The sequence below is a fragment of the Pseudonocardia sp. C8 genome, assembly GCF_014267175.1.
Taxonomy (GTDB): Bacteria; Actinomycetota; Actinomycetes; order Mycobacteriales; family Pseudonocardiaceae; genus Pseudonocardia.
The window spans coordinates 2,592,334-2,611,351 of the sequence record NZ_JACMTR010000002.1; the positions used below are offsets into that span (position 1 = coordinate 2,592,334).

At 72.7% G+C, this 19,018-nt stretch carries 16 protein-coding genes; 7 read left to right on the forward strand and 9 right to left on the reverse strand.

Annotation, left to right across the window (positions count from 1 at the left end; genetic code table 11):
• Positions 1–173: 173 nt before the first annotated feature.
• Both ald and H7X46_RS12605 read right to left on the reverse strand, forming a co-directional pair.
• Complete coding sequence (gene ald, locus H7X46_RS12600; protein WP_186359586.1) at positions 174–1,289, reverse strand: alanine dehydrogenase; 1,116 nt, start codon at positions 1,287–1,289, stop codon at positions 174–176.
• Between the two features lie 81 nt (positions 1,290–1,370).
• Positions 1,371–2,300, reverse strand: a complete 930-nt coding sequence (locus H7X46_RS12605) for an NmrA/HSCARG family protein (RefSeq protein WP_186359587.1) — start codon at positions 2,298–2,300, stop codon at positions 1,371–1,373.
• A 359-nt stretch (positions 2,301–2,659) separates the two neighbouring features.
• On the opposite strand from H7X46_RS12605, the gene H7X46_RS12610 reads away from it, so the two are divergent.
• The 4 genes from H7X46_RS12610 (at position 2,660) to H7X46_RS12625 (ending at position 10,253) form a co-directional block, all read left to right on the forward strand.
• Entirely contained in the window at positions 2,660–4,603 is a 1,944-nt protein-coding gene (locus H7X46_RS12610) for a molybdopterin oxidoreductase family protein (protein ID WP_186359588.1), read from the forward strand.
• Complete coding sequence (locus H7X46_RS12615) at positions 4,604–6,580, forward strand: NAD(P)H-dependent oxidoreductase subunit E (protein ID WP_186359589.1); 1,977 nt, start codon at positions 4,604–4,606, stop codon at positions 6,578–6,580. It abuts the gene before it with no gap.
• Entirely contained in the window at positions 6,580–7,803 is a 1,224-nt protein-coding gene (locus H7X46_RS12620) for a 2Fe-2S iron-sulfur cluster-binding protein (RefSeq protein WP_255426129.1), read from the forward strand. Before H7X46_RS12615 ends, H7X46_RS12620 begins: the two co-directional genes overlap by 1 nt.
• A gap of 134 nt (positions 7,804–7,937) precedes the next feature.
• Positions 7,938–10,253, forward strand: coding sequence for an FdhF/YdeP family oxidoreductase (locus H7X46_RS12625; protein WP_222131292.1), 2,316 nt, complete (start codon positions 7,938–7,940; stop codon positions 10,251–10,253).
• Positions 10,254–10,302: 49 nt separating this feature from the next.
• On the opposite strand, the gene H7X46_RS12630 is transcribed toward H7X46_RS12625, so the two are convergent.
• Positions 10,303–11,400, reverse strand: a complete 1,098-nt coding sequence (locus tag H7X46_RS12630; protein ID WP_370588734.1) for an FUSC family protein — start codon at positions 11,398–11,400, stop codon at positions 10,303–10,305.
• 202 nt (positions 11,401–11,602) lie between these two features.
• Between H7X46_RS12630 and H7X46_RS12635 the strand changes: the two genes are divergently transcribed.
• Positions 11,603–12,544, forward strand: a complete 942-nt coding sequence (locus H7X46_RS12635) for a LysR family transcriptional regulator (protein WP_370588735.1) — start codon at positions 11,603–11,605, stop codon at positions 12,542–12,544.
• Between the two features lie 12 nt (positions 12,545–12,556).
• Here the strand turns inward: H7X46_RS12635 and H7X46_RS12640 are convergent, their stop codons facing one another.
• The 5 genes from H7X46_RS12640 to H7X46_RS12660 all read right to left on the reverse strand — a co-directional run bounded on the left by H7X46_RS12640 (position 12,557) and on the right by H7X46_RS12660 (position 17,503).
• A complete protein-coding gene (locus tag H7X46_RS12640) occupies positions 12,557–12,949 on the reverse strand; it encodes a thioesterase family protein (protein WP_186359592.1) in 393 nt (130 codons plus the stop codon).
• A 118-nt stretch (positions 12,950–13,067) separates the two neighbouring features.
• On the reverse strand, positions 13,068–13,604 hold the full coding sequence (locus H7X46_RS12645) for a GreA/GreB family elongation factor (protein ID WP_186359593.1): 537 nt from the start codon (positions 13,602–13,604) through the stop codon (positions 13,068–13,070).
• 407 nt (positions 13,605–14,011) lie between these two features.
• On the reverse strand, positions 14,012–15,283 hold the full coding sequence (locus tag H7X46_RS12650) for a CdaR family transcriptional regulator (protein WP_186359594.1): 1,272 nt from the start codon (positions 15,281–15,283) through the stop codon (positions 14,012–14,014).
• Between the two features lie 154 nt (positions 15,284–15,437).
• On the reverse strand, positions 15,438–16,397 hold the full coding sequence (locus H7X46_RS12655; protein ID WP_186359595.1) for a helix-turn-helix domain-containing protein: 960 nt from the start codon (positions 16,395–16,397) through the stop codon (positions 15,438–15,440).
• Positions 16,398–16,561: 164 nt separating this feature from the next.
• Positions 16,562–17,503, reverse strand: a complete 942-nt coding sequence (locus H7X46_RS12660; protein ID WP_186359596.1) for a DUF389 domain-containing protein — start codon at positions 17,501–17,503, stop codon at positions 16,562–16,564.
• 124 nt (positions 17,504–17,627) lie between these two features.
• Here H7X46_RS12660 and H7X46_RS12665 point away from each other — a divergent pair, with 124 nt between their 5' ends.
• A complete protein-coding gene (locus tag H7X46_RS12665; RefSeq protein ID WP_186359597.1) occupies positions 17,628–17,936 on the forward strand; it encodes a YciI family protein in 309 nt (102 codons plus the stop codon).
• Between the two features lie 150 nt (positions 17,937–18,086).
• Positions 18,087–18,251 (forward strand): hypothetical protein, encoded by a 165-nt coding sequence (locus tag H7X46_RS12670; RefSeq protein WP_186359598.1) that lies wholly within the window; start codon positions 18,087–18,089, stop codon positions 18,249–18,251.
• Between the two features lie 16 nt (positions 18,252–18,267).
• On the opposite strand, the gene H7X46_RS12675 is transcribed toward H7X46_RS12670, so the two are convergent.
• Entirely contained in the window at positions 18,268–18,828 is a 561-nt protein-coding gene (locus H7X46_RS12675; protein WP_186359599.1) for a hypothetical protein, read from the reverse strand.
• Between the last annotated feature and the right edge of the window lie 190 nt (positions 18,829–19,018).

Genomic DNA, 19,018 nt, shown 5'->3' on the forward strand with positions numbered 1-19,018 from the left:
CGGCCCTCCCGCCATTAACTCGTACTTCAATGTACGAGTTCTGACGGGGACGGTACTACCTCGTACGCGAACGTTCAACTTGCGACTCCCCACTGTCCACTCATGGAGCTTCAGTCCTGCGCGACGGGACCAAAGCTCCATGAGTCCCGGCTTCGGTGGCGGCCGAGGCTGGCTCAGTCCAGGGCGGCGTCCAGGTCGACCGGGTCGATGCCGACGGCGGCCCCCACCGGGGCGTTGGTGAGGTGCCCGGCGTGGGTGTTGAGGCCGCGCGCGAGGGCGCGGTCGTCGCGCAGGGCCTGGCGCCAGCCCTTGTCGGCGAGGGCGACGGTGTAGGGGAGCGTCGCGTTGGTCAGGGCGTACGTCGAGGTGTGCGGCACGGCGCCCGGCATGTTGGCCACGCAGTAGAAGGTGGTGCCGTGCACCGGATAGGTCGGCTCGTCGTGCGTCGTGGGGTGGGTGTCCTCGAAACAGCCGCCCTGGTCGACGGCGATGTCGACGAGCACCGAGCCGGGCTTCATCCGCGCGACGAGGTCGTTGCTGACCAGCTTCGGTGCGGCGGCGCCGGGGATCAGGACCGCCCCGATCACCAGGTCGGCCTCCGTCACCTGCTTCTCGATGGTCAGCTTCGACGACGCCAGCCCGTGCACGCGGTTGTTGTAGCGCCAGAACGACATCCGCAGCTTGTCGAGATCGGTGTCCAGCAGCGTGACGTCGGCGCCCATGCCGAGCGCGATGTTGGCCGCGTTCTGCCCGGCGACGCCGGCGCCGATCACCACGACCTTGGCGTTCGCCACCCCGCCCACGCCGCCCATCAGGACGCCGCGTCCGCCGTGGGCCCGCTGCAGCGAGTAGGCGCCGACCTGCGGGGCCAGGCAGCCGGCGACCTCCGACATGGGGTAGAGCAGCGGGAGCCCGCCCGAGGGCAGCTGCACGGTCTCGTACGCCACCGCGGTGACCTTGCTGTCGAGCAGCTGCCGGGCCAGCGTCCTGTCGGCGGCCAGGTGGAGGAAGGTGAACAGGGTCAGGCCCTCGCGGAGGCGGTGGTACTCCTCCGCGACGGGCTCCTTGACCTTGAGGACGAGGTCCGCGGCGGCCCAGGTGCCGTCGGCGTCCGGGACGATCGTCGCGCCGGCCGCGACGTACTCGTCGTCGCCGATCGAGGAACCGGAGCCGGCGTCCTGCTGCACGAACACCTCGTGCCCGTGCGCGGTGAGCTCGTGCACCCCGATCGGGGTGATCGCGACCCGGTACTCGTGGTTCTTGACTTCCTTCGGGACACCGATCCTCATGGAGGACATCATGGTGGAGGACCTCGGATCGCCACCATGCGAACGTGCCTTGTCCGCGGCCGGGTCGCCGCATCCGGTGGGTCACCGCGTCGTGGTCGCCCCCGCCTGCCGCGCCAGCCACTCCTCGACATCGAGGGCGGCGGGATGGATGGAGCGGGCGACCCGCAGATCCGCATCGAAGCCGGTCGCCCGCGTCCACCGCCAGAGCGCGACGGTGTCGGCGGCGAAACGCTCGAGCATCCACACCGGCATCGGCCACCGTCTCGGGGGCCGTCCGCACACGCGGGTGTAGATCCGGCGGCACTCGTCGAGCGAGCGGCGGTCGGCGGCGAGCATCAGGTCCTGACCGATGAACCTCCCCGGGTCCGCGAACACCCTCTCGGCGATCACCCCCAGGTCGTGGCAGCACAGCCAGGGAACCTCGAACGACCCACCGGCGAGCTTCGGCCAGACGTGCCAGGTCCCGACGGCCGGGTGGAACGCCGGGTCGGTCATGAGCTCCATGAACGCGGTCGGGCGCAGGACCGTGACCGGTAGCTCCAGCTCGCGCAGCCGCTGCTCGACATCGAGTTTCGATTCCCAGGACCCGATCCCGGTACCTCGCTCGCCCGTCCCGGCGGACGCGTAGACGAGATGCCGGACGCCTGCCCGCCGTGCTGCCTCCGCCACGTTGCGGCCCTGCCGCACCTCGCCGTCGATGCCGCTGATCATGAAGTTCTGGACGCTGTAGACGCCGTGTGCCCCGTGCAGTGCGCGGACGAGCGACGCGGGGTCGTCCATGTCGGCGCGCGTGATCTCGACCCCGAGAGCGGCGAGGGCCCGGGCCGGCCTGCGCGTCGGGTGGCGGGTCAGACCGCGAACCCGCCACCCCGCGGCGACGAGGGCGCGTGCGACGGCGCCACCCTGACGACCGGTCGCCCCGGCCACGGCGACGGTCCGGGAGGCGTCGGCCCCGGAGCCCGTGGAGGGTTCCGGACCACTCGCTCCGTCGGGGAGAGGGCGCCGTGCCACCTGGTCCTCCACCCGCGGGTGACGTCAGGGCTTCCGGGGCTCGGCGCGGGCCGGACCGATCGGTGGGGCGGTCGTCGTGGTCATCCCCATCCATCCTCTCCACGGAGGCCGGCCCGTGGGACCGGCTGTGGACACGGCGACCATACGCATCCCCGAGATCCGGGGCATCGGCAAACTTGACCAACCGGCGTATCACCGCGGCCGGCTGACCTCGGGCAGCGCCACCGCAGCCGTCCGGGCAGCGGCGGGCCGTGCCGGCGCCGCCACTTCCCCCGGTGGCTCCCCCCGGGAGGGGGAGACGGGGCCCGGGCCCGCGCGGTTAGCCTGCCGCGGTCACCACGCCGGCTGGGAGGTCATCGATGAACCGACGTCGTCACCGTGCCCGTCACGTCCGCCTGACCGAGCCCCTGGTCCGGGACGGAGGCGAGCTGCGCCCCGCGTCCTGGGACGAGGCCCTGGAGCGGGCCGCGGCCGGGTTCCGTGACGTGCCGGCGGAGCGTTTCGGCATGTTCAGCTGCTCGAAGGCGACCAACGAGACGAACTATGCGGCGCAGAAGTTCGCCCGGGCGGTGATGGGTTCGAACAATGTGGACTCCTGTAACCGCACTTGACACGCTCCCAGCGTCGTCGGTCTGACGACGGTGTTCGGTGCCGGTGGCGGCACCTCCGCCTATGTGGAGGCGGAACACGCGGACCTGCTCGTGTTGTGGGGCAGCAACGCGCGGGAGACGCACCCGATCTTCTTCCACCACGTGCTGCAGGGCCTGCGCAACGGTGCCCGGATGTACTCGGTGGACCCGCGACACACCTCGACCGCCGCGTGGGCGGACGCGTGGCTGGGGCTCGACGTCGGCACCGACATCGCGCTCGCCAACGCCATCGCGCGGGAGATCATCCACGCGGGCCTGGTGAACCGGGCGTTCGTCGAGCGGGCCACGTCCGGGTTCGACGACTACGCGGCGTCGGTGGAGCCGTACACGCTGGAGCGGGCCGAGGAGATCACCGGGGTGCCGGCGGGGTCGATCCGGGAGCTGGCGCACGCCTATGCGCGGGCCGACCGGGCGCAGATCTGCTGGACGTTGGGGATCACCGAGCATCACAACGCGGCGGACTACGTGTTCGCGTTGATCAATTTGGCGTTGCTGACCGGGCATGTGGGCCGGTACGGGTCGGGGTTGGTGCCGCTGCGGGGGCAGAACAACGTCCAGGGTGGCGGTGACATGGGGGCGATCCCGGCCAAGCTGCCCGGTGGCTACGACGTGCACGACGACACCGCCCGGGCCCGGTTCGAGACCGCGTGGTGTGGCGCCACGATTCCGGCGTCGCCGGGGATGCACCTGTCGGAGATGTTCGAGGCGATGGAGCGGGGTGAGCTGTCGGCGCTGTACTGCATCGGGGAGAACCCGGCCGAGTCGGAGGCGAACGCACTGCACGCCCGGGCCATGCTGTCCTCGTTGGACTGCCTGGTCGTGCAGGACATCTTCCGGACCGCCACGGCGGAGCTGGCCGATGTCGTGTTGCCGGCGGCGGCGGACTGGTGCGAGTACGAGGGCACCGTCACCAACTCCGAACGGCGGGTGCAGCGGGTCCGCAAGGCGATCGACCCACCGGGCTCGGCGCGCCCGGACACCCACATCGTCTACGACCTCGCCGGCCGCCTCGGGTTCGACTGGGGCACCCCGACCGCGGAGCAGGTGTGGGACGAGCTGCGGTCGGTGTCGCTGAACTGGCATCACGGGATGAGCTACGCGCGGCTGGACGCGATGGGTGGCATCCAGTGGCCGTGCCCGACCGAGGACCATCCGGGCACGCCGCTGCTGCACGCCCGACTGTGGGAGCGGGACCCGGAACGGTTGGGCCGTCCGGCGCCGTTCATGCCGGTGGTTCACGTGCCGCCGGTGGACGAGTTGTCCGAGGAGTTCCCGATCCGGTTGACCACGGTCCGGGTGCTGGACGCCTACAACTCGGGGGTGCAGACCGGCGGGTACGCCTCGCCGCTGCGCCGCCGGGAGTCGCTGCGGATGGACGCGGCCGACGCCGCCCGCCTCGGCATCACCGACGGCGAGCGGGTCCGGGTCGTGTCCCGGCGCGGCGCCGTCGAGGCGCCGGTGTGGCTGGACCCGTCGTTGCGGCCGGGCCTGGCGTCGTTCACGCCGCACTTCACCGAGGAGGTCGACGTGAACGTCCTGACCAACGACGCGTGGGACCCCAAGTCGGGCACCTCGGAGTTCAAGGCAACCGCGATCCGGATCGAGAAGCTCGCGGACGACACGGCCGGCGCGCTGCCGGCAGCAGGAGGGTAGATGGATCTCCACCTGTCGACGGCCCGGCCGAGCCGGACCGAGCGCGACGCGATCGACGCCGCGTTCGGCACGCTCGTTCCCGCGTCCGCGACGAACGGGGACCGCCCGAACCGGTCGGCGCACGGCGGTCACGAGGCCCGGTCCCGGCGGCACCTGCTGCTCCCGGTGTTGCACGCCGTGCACGACGCGGTCGGATGGATCTCCGAGGGGGCGCTCAACCACATCGCGCGGACCCTGTCGGTGCCGCCGGCCGAGGTGTACGGGGTCGCGACGTTCTACGCGATGTTCTCGGTGGAGCCGCGGGCGCCGCGGGTGGTGCACGTGTGCGACGACGTCGCGTGCGGCCCGAACGGCGGCGAGGAGATCATCACGGCGCTGGAGGGGGCGCTCGGCCCACCGGCCGGCGCAGCGCACGACGCCGGGGACGCGGCTGCCGGCGACGCCGGTGACGGTGACGGGGCCGGCCCCGCGGAGCGGCCCGCCGCGTGCTGGGTCCGGAGCCCGTGCCTGGGCCTGTGCGAGCGCGCGCCGGCGGTGATGCACCAGCGCGCAGGGGAGCCGGACCTGTCGCAGGCGCCGGCCACCCCGGCCGGGGTGGTGGAGGCTGCGACCGCGCCGCTCGACACCACCGGAGCGCAGGCCGAGGCGGCTGATGCTGCGTTCGCCGATGCGGGGGTCAGTGCCCCGCAGACCCGCACCGGCGAGCACCTGCGGTTGTTGCGGCGGGTGGGGGTGGTGGATCCGTCGTCGTTGGACGACTACCGGTCGCGGGGTGGGTATGCGGCGTTGCGGCGGGCGGTGGATCTGGGGCCGTCGCGGGTGATCGCGGAGTTGAAGGATTCGTCGTTGACCGGGCGGGGTGGGGCGGCGTTCCCGACCGGGGTGAAGTGGGAGACGGTGGCCTCGGCCCCGGAACGGCCGCACTATGTGGTGTGTAATGCCGACGAGTCCGAGCCGGGCACGTTCAAGGACCGGGTGTTGATGGAGGGCGACCCGTTCGGGCTGGTCGAGGCGATGACGATCGCCGGGTACGTGACCGGTGCGACGACCGGGTATCTCTACATCCGTGGGGAGTACCCGTTGGCGACCCGCCGGTTGCAGGACGCGATCGCCGCCGCCCGGGCGCGGGGCTATCTCGGCGCCGATGTGATGGGTGAGGGGTTCGGGTTCGACATCGAGCTGCGCCGCGGGGCGGGGGCCTACATCTGTGGCGAGGAGACCGCGCTGCTGGAGTCGATCGAGGGTTTCCGGGGGGAGCCGCGGAACAAGCCGCCGTTCCCGGCCACGGTCGGGTTGTTCGGCAAGCCGACGGTGATCAACAACGTGGAGACGCTCTACGACGTGGTGGAGGTCCTCGACATCGGTGGGCTGGGGTTTGCCGGGATCGGGGGTGGGCGCTCGACCGGGCCGAAGCTGTTCTGCGTGTCCGGGGCGGTGGCCACGCCCGGGGTGTACGAGGTCGATTTCGGGACCACGTTGCGGCAGCTGCTCGAGCTGGCCGGTGGGGTGCGGGGGGAGTTGCGTACGGTGCTGCTCGGTGGGGCGGCCGGTGGGTTCGTCACCCCGGACCAGCTCGACGTGCCGCTCACGTTGGAGGGCACCCGGGACATCGGGGCGACGGTGGGGTCGGGGGTGGTGCTGGTGTTCGACACCGCCGCGGACCTGACCGGCACGTTGCGGCGGATCGCGGCGTTCTTCCGGGACGAGTCCTGTGGGCAGTGCGTGCCGTGCCGGGTGGGCACGGTGCGCCAGGAAGAGGTGCTGGCCCGCCTGGAACGGGACACGCCGATCGGGTCCCGGGAGGCCGAGCTGGCGTTGCTCGACGACCTGGCCCGGGTCATGCAGGACTCCTCGATCTGCGGGCTCGGCCAGACCGCACCGTCCGCGATCACCTCGGCGATCACGTTGAACCTGCTGGAGCCGCCGGGCGCCAGCAGCTCCGGCAATGGATCCGGCAACGGGAAGGTACCGCACTGATGTCCACTCCGGACCGCGCCCGCGAACAGTCCAGCAGAGGACCGGCCACCGGGGGTGACGTGGCCACCGCCCCCGAGTACACGGTGGACGGTGCACCGGAGGCCGACGCGGTCACCGGCGCCACCCCCGGCGGCGAGACACCCGGCCCCGGACCCGGTGCGGGCGAGGGCGCTGCCGCGCTCGCCGCGCCCGACGGCGCCGGGCCGGTCGGCCCGACCGCCGTCGACCCGGCCGCACCCGGCCCGGCGCACCGCGAGGAGCGGCTCGCCGGTGGGCCGGTGATGCTCGGTCCGATCCGGCGGATGGTCACGGTGAGCCTGGACGGCACCGAGGTGCGGGTGCCGGAGGGGTCCACGGTGCTGGAGGCGCTGCACCGGGAGGGCAGCCCGGCCCAGGCCGACACCCCGACGTTGTGCTGGGCGCCGAACATGGACCCGATCAATGCCTGCCGGGTGTGTGTGGTCGAGGTCGAGGGTTCCCGGGTGCTGGCCCCGTCGTGTGCCCGCCGGTGTGAGGACGGGATGCAGGTCCGTACCGATACCGACAAGGTGCGGCACAGCCGGCGGATGGTGCTCGAGCTGCTGGCGTCCTCGGCGGACATGAGCCAGGCCAGCGCCGATGTGCAGCGGTGGATGGCCGACTACGGGGTCGACCCCGGCCGGTACGGCCCGCCGGCGCCGCCGAGTGTGGCGGGGGAGCGGGAGCGGCGGCATGCCGGGCACCACAGCGCGCCGGACGGCCGGTACGCGGCGAACGTGCACCAGCCGGTGAAGGTCGACAACGACCTGTACGTGCGGGACTACTCGCGGTGCATCATGTGCTACAAGTGCGTCAACGCCTGCGGCACCGATGCCCAGTACACGTTCGCGATCGCCGCGGCCGGGCGTGGGTTCGACGCCCGGATCGCCACCGAGCACGACGTGGAGCTGCCCGACTCGGCGTGTGTGTACTGCGGTAACTGTATCGGGGTGTGCCCGACCGGGGCGCTGAAGTCGGTGGCCGAGTACGAGCGGCGCGAGGCCGGGGACTGGCACCCGGACGAGGAGACCGTGACCACCACGATCTGTTCGTTCTGCGGGGTCGGCTGCAACCTGGAACTGCACGTCCAGCGCGGGCAGATCGTGAACGTGACCAGCCCGGCCGACCACTCGGTCACCCACGGGCACCTGTGCATCAAGGGACGGTTCGGGTTCCAGCACGTCCAGAACCTGCCGGAGAGCTGATCGACGCGTCCGATGAGCTGATCGGAAACGTTGCAGAAAGGCGCTCCCTATCAGGTCATCGTTGCTTTTTCTTTGACGCGCCGCAGCCCGGGGGCGAAAACTGGTTGTGCAGTGGAAGGCGTCGGTGCGCAAGGATGAACAAGGGATTGGCCCCCATCGTGAAAACGCTCGAAGACTCGGACGACGACCTGTCGGTGACCCCGCCCAAGACCTGGGCGGCCGGAGTGCCTGCGGTCGAGCACGCCCTGCAGTACTCGCTCGGTCAGACCTCCGTGCGCCGGACCGCGCTGACGCTGCTGAACATCAACCAGGCCACGGGGATCGACTGTCCGGGCTGCGCGTGGCCCGAGCCCTCCCCGAAGCACCGGCCGATGAACGAGTACTGCGAGAACGGTGCCAAGCACATCAACGACGAGGCGACCTCTCGCCGCGTCTCCGCCGACTTCTTCCGCCGGCACAGCGTCTCCGAACTCGACCGGAAATCGGACCACTGGCTCAACCAGCAGGGCCGGCTCACCGAACCCATGGTGAAGCGCCCCGGTTCCGATTTCTACGAGCCGATCGGCTGGGACGCGGCACTCGACCTGCTCGCCGGGGAACTGCGATCGCTCGGGTCCCCGGACGAGGCGCTCTTCTACACCTCGGGCCGCCTCAACAACGAGGCCGCGTTCCTGCTCCAGCTCTTCGCGCGGGCGTTCGGCACGAACAACCTGCCCGACTGCAGCAACATGTGTCACGAGTCCAGCGGCTTCGCCATGCAGGAAACCCTGGGCACCGGCAAGGGCAGCGTGAGCCTGGACGACCTCCACCATTCCGACCTGGTCTTCGTCGTCGGACAGAATCCCGGCACCAACCATCCCCGGATGCTGTCCGCGCTGGAGGAGACCAAGCGCAACGGCGGCCAGGTCGTCGCGGTGAACCCGCTGCCCGAGGCGGGGCTGATGCGATTCAAGAACCCGCAGAAGGCGCGCGGCATCATCGGGCGCGGCACCGCCATCGCGGACCAGTTCCTGCAGATCCGCGCAGGTGGGGACCTCGCGCTGTTCAAGGCGCTGAACCTGCTGTTGCTGGAGGCCGAGGACGCCGCGCCGGGCACGGTGCTCGACCACGAGTTCATCCGCAACCACACCACCGGCTTCGAGGAGTTCGCGCGGCAGGCGCGCAAGCTCTCCTGGGACGAGGTCCATGCCGCGAGCGGGCTGACCCGCGAGGAGATCGAGGAGGTCCGCGACCGGGTCCTGGCCAGCACCAACGTCATCGCCTGCTGGGCGATGGGACTGACCCAGCAGAAGCACGGCGTGGCCACCATCCGCGAGGTCATCAACTTCTTGATGCTCCGCGGGAACATCGGCAAGCCCGGCGCCGGGGTGTGCCCGGTGCGCGGGCACAGCAACGTCCAGGGCGACCGCACCATGGGCGTGTGGGAGCAGATGCCCCAGGAGTTCCTCGACGCGGTGGAACGCGAGTTCGGCTTCACGCCACCGACCGAGCACGGCTGGGACTCGGTGGACTCCATCCGGGCCATGCTCGACGGCCGCGCCACGTTCTTCCTCGGGGTCGCCGGGAACTTCGTGCGCGCGGCACCCGACAGCACGGTGACCGAGACGGCGATGCGCCGCTGCCGGCTGACCGCGCACATCTCGACCAAGCTGAACCGTTCGCACACCGTGTGCGGGGAGACGGCGCTGATCCTGCCGACGCTGGGCCGCAGCGACCGGGACATCCAGGCCGGCGGCGAGCAGTTCGTCACCGTCGAGGACTCGATGAGCATGGTCCACACCTCCCGCGGGAAGCTCGAACCCGCCTCCGACCAGCTGCTCAGCGAGGTCGCGATCCTGTGCCGGCTGGCCCGGCGGACCCTGGGCGAGCAGCCCGCCATCCCGTGGGAGACGTTCGAGGCCGACTACGACACCATCCGGGACCGGATCTCGAGGGTCGTGCCGGACTTCGAGGACTTCAACGCGCGGGTGGCCGAGCCGGGCGGGTTCGCGCTCCCGAACCCCGTGAACAGCCGGGTGTTCCCCACCGCGACCGGCACGGCGATCTTCACCTGCAACGACGTCGAGATGGTGCAGGCCCCGGCGGGGCACCTGGTACTGCAGTCACTGCGCTCCCACGACCAGTGGAACACCATCCCGTACACGGGGAACGACCGCTACCGCGGCATCCACAACGCGCGCCGGGTCGTCCTCGTGAATCCCGACGACCTCGCCGAGCTCGGCCTCGCCGACCGCGCCGAGGTGGACCTGGTGAGCGTGTGGCGCGACGGGGTGGAACGCAGGGCCCCCGGCTTCCGGGTCGTCGCCTACCCGACGACGCGGGGCTCCGCCGCCGCGTACTACCCGGAGACGAACGTCCTGATCCCGCTGGACAGCGTGGCCGACATCAGCAACACGCCGACCTCGAAGGGCATCGTGGTGCGCCTGGAGCCGGCCGGCGCGCCCGGCTGAGACCGGCCGCTGCCGCACCCCGGTGGCCCGCACCGGGGTGCGGCAGCGATCAGCGGTCGATCGCCGTGCCGTGGGCGACCTGGCGGGGGCCGCGGATGACCACGGCGACGGCGATGCCGGCCGCGACGCCGATCAGCGTGTCGACGACGCGGTCGGTCACCAGCGCCAGGGGTGCTTCCGGATTGGCGATCTGGGTCATCAGCATGATCAGCGGGGTGAAGAACCCGAGTGCGACCCCGTAGTGGCGCAGCATGTACAGCTCGGTGGGGAACAACAGAACGATCACCAGCACGGCCAGCACGGCGTCGTTCGGCTGGGGCAGCAGCAGGAGCGCGGTGAGGGCGAGCCCGGTGAGCGTGCCGGCCACCCGGTGCGCGCCGCGGTGGACGACGTCCCGTATCGCGGGGTCGAGGTGGTTGCTCTTGTCGATGGCCGCCAGCGGCACGGCCGCGGACACCATGGCCCAGTTGGCGTGGTCGATCCCGAGGGCCAGGCCGGCCGAACCGGCGACCGCGATGGCGATCGCATAGCGGGCCGCGTGGATCAGCAGCCCGAGCGGACGCGGCGCGTCGCCGGGTGGCGGGGGCGCGGGGGTACGCGCGCCCCGGCTCCGGGACCACAGCGCGGCCGCCGCCGTCACGACGACGCTGAACAACGCCGTCCCCGCGCAGATCGCCACGGCCAGGCCGGGGGAGACCCGGCCGGCGGGGATCGTCGCCATCGTGCCCAGCGCGAAGATGCCGAAGAAGGGCCCGGCGGGCTTGAGCCCCAGCCGGTCGGTCACCACCGAGCCCACCGCGGCGCAGGCGGCTCCGATGGCGACCAGTGCCCACGGGCGGGCGTGGAGGGTGGCCAGGAGGAGACCGATCGAGACCCCGGCAACCAGGATGGTCCCGGCCTGGGCCTGCTGGCGGAGCCGCTGCCGAGGGGGTTCGGCCCGCCCGTACATGCCGGTGAACGACCCGAACACCGCGTACGGGATCAGATCGGGGCGTCCGGCCACCAGCAGCGCGATCCCCGGGACGGAGAGGCCGACGGCGACCCGGGCGGCGTGCACGCGGTCGGTCTCCGCCGGGCGGGGCGGGAGGAGCAGGCGGGCCTGCGCGGCGAGCGTCCGCCACGGTTCCCGGGGTCGACCTGCGCGCACGGGCCCTCCGATCGCGTCTGGAGCAGCGCGCCGAGTAGCCGATGTGGCGCGGGATCGGGAATCTCCGGCGGCCGTGCCGATCTTCCGGCGAGACTGGAGATCATTGTGCCGGTGCCCTGGAGCGGTGTCCAAGGGGCAGTGACGACCGCGCCATAGGTGCGGCCGATCAGCGGGCCGGGGCCGCGGGCGCGGGGAGGCCGGCGTGGTCGAATGGCGCATGCTCTTTCGCCAGCTCGAGTACTTCGTCGCACTCGCTCGCGAGCGCCACTTCGCCCGGGCCGCGAAAGCCTGCTACGTGTCCCAGCCGGCGCTGTCCGAGGCCGTCCGCAAGCTCGAGCAGGAGCTGCACGTACCCCTGGTCAGGCGCGGGCGCCGGTTCGAGGGCCTGACGCCCGAGGGGGAACGGCTCGTGCTGTGGGCCCGGCGGATCCTGGCCGAGCACGACGCGCTCAAACACGAGGTCACGGCGCTGCAGACCGGGCTCACCGGCCGGCTCCGGCTCGGGGTCATCCCGGCCGCGTCGACCACGGTCGCGTTGCTGACCGATCCGTTCTGCGCCGAGCACCCGCTGGTGCGCGTGCAGCTCGAGACGGGCCTGCGGTCCGTCGACATCATCGAGCGCATACGGCGCTTCGAGCTGGACGCCGGGATCATCTACCCGGACGAACACGACGTCACGGACATCGCGGTCACCCCGTTGTACGAGGACCAGCACGTCCTCGTCGCCAACGGTGAGCTGGTCACCGGCCATTCGGACCGGATCGGCTGGTCGGAGGCGTTGGAGCTGCCGATGTGCTTGCTGGCCGAGGGGATGCGCGGACGTCAGCTCCTCGAGGACGCGACGGCGGCGCAGGACCTCGCGGTGACGCCGCGGCTCGAGACCGACTCGTTCGTCACCCTGCTCGCGCACGTCGGCACCGGCCGCTGGGCGAGCATCGTCCCGCGGGCCTGGATCCGCGCCCTGCGCCTGCCGTCCGGCTCGCGCATCCTCCGGCTGGACGGCCCGCCGCTCGCGGCGCCGATCGCGCTGGTCACCAGCGCGGTGGAACCGGAATCGGTGCTGGTCCGCGCCCTGCGGCGGACCGCGCAGGACTCCGGCATCGCGGAGCTGCTCGACTCCCGCGCTCGGCCGGACGCCGACTGACGGTGCGCCCGTTCAGCGGCCGGAATCCGGTCGCGCCGTTCCGCGGAGGAACCGGTCGCGGTCCACGATCGCCCGGTCGATCTCACCCTCGCCGACGACCCGCCCGGACCCGTCGGTGGCCCGCACCGCGAAGGTGAGCGACCGTCCGGCCGCCGCGGCCGGTGGCACGGCGACGACCTCGACGTGGTCGCCGACCGGCGTGGGCAGGCGGTGCTCGACGCGTACGGCCGTGCCGACGCTGGTCTGGGCCGCGTCGAGGAACGGGGCGGCGCTGCGCACCGTGGCCGCCTCCATCCAGGCGATCAGCCGCGGGGTGGCGAGCACCGGTACGTCCCCGCTGCCGACCGCGGCCGCGGTGTCGGCGTCGGTCACGGTGTGGCGCTCCGCGCCGTCCGGTCCTGTCATGGCCTGTCCCTCCGCACGATCCGCCGCGTCCGGCCCGTCACGCCCGCTGCCGGGCACGACCACGCTACGGCGCGAGCACCACGGCCGCCTCCGGCGTCCCGGCAGGACAGCCGAAGCGTCAGGCGCGGTCCGGAGGATCGCCGGGAAGTCGCACTCGCAGCAGCTCGGCGCGGCCGGTGCCCTCCGGGGTGGGGTAGGTGACGACGTCGCCGACCCGTCCCGTGCGCAGCGCGCGTCCCAGCGGGCTGTCCGGGGTCACGACCCGTGCCCGGTCGTCGTCGGACACCGCCTCGACCGCCGTGACGACCCGCACCGTCTCGGTGCCGCCGTCGGCGAACCGCAGGGTGACCTCGGTGCCGTCCGGCAGGGCGTCGCCGTCCGGCACGGTGTCCCCGCGTCCGGACCCGGCCGCCTGGGGCCCTCGGGCCAGGAGCTCCTCGATCTCGTGGATCCGGCGGTCCAGCATGCTCAGGTCGTCGTCGAGCTCGAGCGCCTGGGCGTGATCTCCGTAGTCGCCTGCCGTGTCCTCGGGGCCGGCCGGGGCCAGCTGCGCCCGCTGCTCGCGCAGCCGCGCGAGGGTGCGCTCGAGTTCGATGCGCGCGTCCGGGGCCCAGGTCTCGTGCTCCGGTACGCCGTGGTCGTCCGCGGTGGCCATCGGGTGCTCCTTCCGTCCTGGCCGGGGCGTGCCGGTCGTGACCGCAGCGCGGATCGGCAGCGCCGCCTGCCCGTGGGCCATGGCGAGGTGCGCGACGTCGGCACCGGTGGGACCATCGGCCGCGACCCGAGCACCTCGGGAAGGGGAGCGATGGCCGACGACACACCGCACGGTCCGAGGCACACTGCCGAGGATTCCGACCGTCTCGCCCAGCTCGTGCACGACCTCGCCGTGGCGAACGACTGTCAGTATCCGGAACCGGGTGAGCCACCGGCATCCGGGGCTCCGTCCCGCTCCGAGCATCGCGACGAGTCCGGCTCCGAGCGGCACGACGACGCCGGGCCGAGCACGCGCGAGCGCCGGTAGACCGGAACGAGAGTGCACGGGCCCTCGCGCGGCGCGCCCGGTCACGAGGTGCGGTCGGCGTCGGTCCCGTCGGCATCGGCGCGGCTGCGCGGCGGGCCGGTCGCGAGGAGCCGGGCCCGCGGATGGAGCCGGACCGCCTCGGCGGCGGTCGCCAGTTCCGCGAGGGCGATCGGGTCGGTGAGCGTTCGGCCGGTGAGTTCGCGGATCCGGCGGAGCCGGTAGCGGACGGTGTTCGGGTGGCAGTGCAGGATCTGTGCGGCGCGGTCGCAGGATCCGTCGTTGTCGAGGATGGCGCACAGCGTGTCCAGCAGGGCGGTGCGGTCGTCCCGGGGGAGGGCGAGCACGGCGCCGAAGACCTCGTCGGCCAGGCGTTGCCCTTCGTCGGGGTCGTGGGCGACCAGTGCGGCGAGCGGGCTGGAGCTGAACGTGCGCACCGCGGCGTGGCCGGGTTCGATACCGGCCAGTGCGGCCTTGGCCAGGTGCAACGCGCGCGGGGTGTCGCCCAGCGAGCGGTACAGCGGGCTCACGCCGGTGCGCGCGCCGGCCACCCGGCCGAGCAGGTCGAGCACGTCGGGGCGCTGGTCGTCGCGCAGCGACACGATGCCGGCCTGGAGGGTGGAGCTCAGCTGCCAGGCGGAGACGATCCCGAGCTCGGCCAGGCGGGCCTCGATGCCGGGCAGTCCTTCCTCCGCCAGGCCGCGGGTCTCGGCCGCGACCACGGCCAGTTTCGCGTCCAGGGCCAGGCCCAGCTGCCTGCCCGCCTCCCACGGGCCGGGGTCGGCGATCAGGTCCCCGTTGAGCAGTGCCCCGACCAGGGCCGAACGCTGACGCTGCTGCGAGGCGGCGATCTCCGCGGCCACCGCCCGGTACGCCTCCGTGACGTGCAGGGCGTGCTCGTCGTTGAGCTGCCAGAGCCGGCCGGCGGTGTCGACCAGTGCGTCGAGCATGTCCGGCCGGGCGTCCTGGCGGGCGCGGTCGACGAGCAGGTCCCACAGCATGGCGCAGGCGATGCGGTAGCACTGCAGGACCTCCGGCAGCGGCGCGCCCTGCCGCGCGCGACGCCGCCCCGTCTCGAACGGCGCCGCGAGGTCCTGCGCGGTCGCGGGGTCGACGAGTCCGCCGACGATGTAGGTGAGGTTGACCGCGACCGAGTGATGGAGGTCGTCGACGGGGACGACCTCGCCGGTGCGGTAGAGGTCGATGCGCTCCCGGGCCGCCACGCACACCTCGTCGGTCAGCCGCGGCAGCTGCGGTTCGACCCACCCGAGGAGCTCGGAGAGAGCGCAGCTGCCGATGGCGGGTCGAGTGCTCATGACGTCTCCTCGCCGGCCGCGGCACCGGACGGACACCCCGGCCGTCGCCGTGTGTTCCGCGCCAGGGGGCGAGCGTAGACGACGGCCCGTCCACCCGGGCACGTCACGACGCCGGCGGGCGTGGCCGGCGAGGTCGGACGTCGCCGGCGGGATCTCAGGCGAAGGCGGGACCACGCAGCGTCTCGGCCGGCCCACGGCCGAAACGTGCCCCGTACGCCTCCACGAACGACTCCGGGACGAAACCCCAGGAGGCGGCGACCTCGTCGACCGTGGTCTCCCCGGGACGGTGGGACTCGAGGTCGCGGTGGGCGCGGTCGAGCCGGACCCGCTCGATGTCGTGTGCGGGAGGATGGTCGCGGTGCCGGACCCAGCATCCCTCGAGCACGCGCACGCTCATCCCCGCGAACGCCGCGAGGCCCGCGAGCGTCAGCGGCCGTTCCGGATGCGTCTCGACGAGGTCGACGCAGCGGCCGACGGCGCGCGGCCCCCAGGTCGGGACGGGTTCGTCGAGCGCGTCCCGGTCGGGGTGGTCGGTCGCGAGCAGCAGCCCGGCCAGCAGCCGGTCCTGCAGCGGCTCCGCGCTGATCGGGTGCGACAGCGACGACGTGCAGTCCGGCCGGGCGTGCACGGCCCGCCGGATCGCCTCGGTGAGCGCACGTCCCGCGTCGGTGTCCAGGGAGATCGTCGTGCGGAGCCGGAGCGGGCGGCGCACCGGGCGGCCGAGCAACGCCTCCAGCGCGTCCTCCAGCGCGGCGGAGCGGATCCGGACCAGCACGACGTCGAAGCGGTCGCTGGTGGCCATCGCGGTCTCGCACCGCGGGTCGAAGACCGCCGCACGTCCCGGGGCGAGATCGAGCTCGTCACCCCGGTGGTCGACGTGCAACGCCCCGCGCAGCGGCAACCCGACCGCGTAGGTGGACTCGTCGAGCACCTCGACATGGACACTGTCGGTGCACCAGGTCTCCTCGACCCTGAACGGCCCGCGCTCCACCGTGTGCCGGTGGAACACGAACCGGGCGGCCGGGGAGTGGTCGAGGTGCATGAACACCGGCAGGTGGGCGTCTGCGGCGTCGATGTCCACGTCGTGGACGTCGGAGAACGACGGACCGGTCATCAGTACACCTTCCCCGGTGTCTGGCCGAACGGGCTGGTTGTCGGTCGCTGCGTGAGGGACCCATCTATCCGCGTGGCGCGCGCGTCGTCAAGACGGGGCGCCGGATCTGTGGGCGTCACCAGCACCCGTTGGCAGGCCGACCAGCGCGGTTGCCGCGGAGACGCTCACCTGTGCGGTGCCGGCGCCGCCGACGCGCGGGGAACGACGTGCCCGCGGCGGAGCAGGAGGGTGAGCACGCCCGCCACCGTGATGCCGGCGAGGTTGATGACCAGCTGCAGCGCGGCGCCGCCGCCGTCGTGCCAGTCGCCGGCGACCGCGGCGACGGCGGCGAACCCGGCGGCGGGCACGGTCGTGACCGAGATGAAGACCCCGATCAACGGCCCGGACTTCTCCGAGGTGAGCGCCACCATGCCGGCGGCGCCCGCCAGCAGGGCGACGATCACGGACCACGGGCCGACCTGATAGATGAACGACACGTCGTCCAGTGCCCTGAGCGAGGCCGGATCGAACAGCCCGGTGGCGCGTGCGAGCAGGGTGAACGCCGCCGTGACGAGCATGGCGAACGGGAACCCGACACCGAGGGCCAGCCCGGCGCGCGCGGCGAGGTCACGACGCTTCCCGACGACGGCGACCGCCAGCGCGGCGAGCGGCCCGAAGTCGGGCCCGACCACCATCGCCCCCACGACGGTGATCACGGAGTCGGTGACGACGCCCACCGCGGCCAGCAGGCACGCGATGGTGAGGAACGCGAGGAACGTGGGGTTGAGCCGGCTCTCGTCACCGGTGGTGGCGACCAGCTCGTCCCAGATGACGGTGTCGTCGCTGTCGCCCGGGGTGGCGCGTTCCGCGGCGTCGGCGGTGTCGGAGAGCATCATGTGGACCGGTTGGAGGCTGATCCCGCCGCGCCGGGTCAGCCCACGTTCGCTCAGCCGCTGCAGGACGTCCTCGGCGACCGCCCGCGCGACCTCGGCCTCGACGACGTCGCCGGCCGGTTGCCTGCTGACCCCGGGCGTGATCACCAGGTGCGCCACTCCCGGCTCGGCCTCCAGCAGCTCGATCACGGCATCGGTGTCGCGGGTGTCGGAGACGACCCTGAGATGCATCATGGGCGACAGTCTCCGGGCTCGGGCCCTCGCCCGGATCCCGGTTCACGACGAGCAGCGCCTGCGGCGCAGCGACCCCCCGAGTCGATGATCGTTGCTGTCGGGCCGGCGTGCGAGGATCCGCGGCATGGCTACGACGTTCGCCGTCATCTACTCGTACACCGACGACACGGAGCTGCGGGACGCCACCCGCCCGGCCCACCGCGAGTACCTCGGTCGGTTCGCCGACGACGGCTCCCTGCTCGTGGCCGGCGCGTGGGCACCGTCGGAGGCACCGGGCGGGCTGCTGGTGTTCCGGGCCGAGGACAAGGCGGCCGTGCAGGCGATCGTGGACGAGGACCCGTTCACCACGGCGGGTGTGGTGGCGTCCGCCGACATCCGCGAGTGGATCCCGCCGCTCGGGCCGCTCGCGGGCGCGCTCGCCGGGCGCGAGTGACCCCGCACGACGGCCGTGCCGACCGCGGGCGTGCCCTGCCGGCCCGGAACGGCGTTCACTCGTTCGAGTGAACATCCGCCCCGGGCCGGGACGAACGGCGGCACGCGGTGTCCCACGATCACATCGGGACACCGGCCGGGAGGAACGAGCATGGCTGCAGTCGGGGATTCCGGGCACCGCGAGCGCCGCCCGGACGCCACGGTCGAGAACGTGAAACGGGCGCGTGTCGGGCAGCGGGCACCGGGACGGGCGGGGGAGGCCTTCGTCCGGCGGCTCTCGGAGGTGCTCCGGCGGGGCCCGGCGCCGTCGCGCTGACGCGCCGGCAGTACACTCAGCCGGATCGCGTGGCCCCGGAACCCGATCCGGCGCCCCGCCGGATCCGGCCCCACGGCTTGACCACCGACAGCGTGATCGCGACCAGCAGCAGGGTCGGGGACACCGTCGGCGGGAAGACCAGGTTGCCCAGGTCGAACGTCACGGCCTCGCCCGCGGCGAGCCGGCGGGCCAGCTCGGCCTGCGTGGTGACCTCCGACCGCAGCGCCACGAGGACCAGCCCGGTCAGGACCACGTTGAGCACCAGCTTGACCGCGACCCACCAGTACCGCACGAGCCCCCACTTGCTGCCCAGGCCCAGGGCGACCCCGGACAGCAGGCACAGCAGGCCGCAGGCCAGCAGTGGCCAGATCGACACCAGCTCGAGGGTCTGCAACGAGAAGATCAGGGTGGCCGGCTCGTCGGTCGTCATCGCGGTGACGATCAGGACGGCCATCGCGACGTCGACGCCCAGCCACGCCCCGGCGGAGGCGATGTGCGTGACGAGCACGGCGCGCCGGGTGCGCACGCCGAGCCGGCGGGGGGTACGGGTCGGACGCGGGTGGGTCGCGGTGGTCATGACGTGCCCTCCGAGGGGTGCGGCGGAACCCGGTCCCGGTCCGCCGGCGGCGCTGCGGTCGTCATGGAGCCACCGTGCTCGTTCCGGCCTGCCGTGTCGTCCGACCGCGGGCGATGGTCCGGGTACGTCCGGCGGAGTACGCCGGGCCGGAGCGTCCCGAGTCGTTAGCTTGTGGTAAGCACATGGGTGC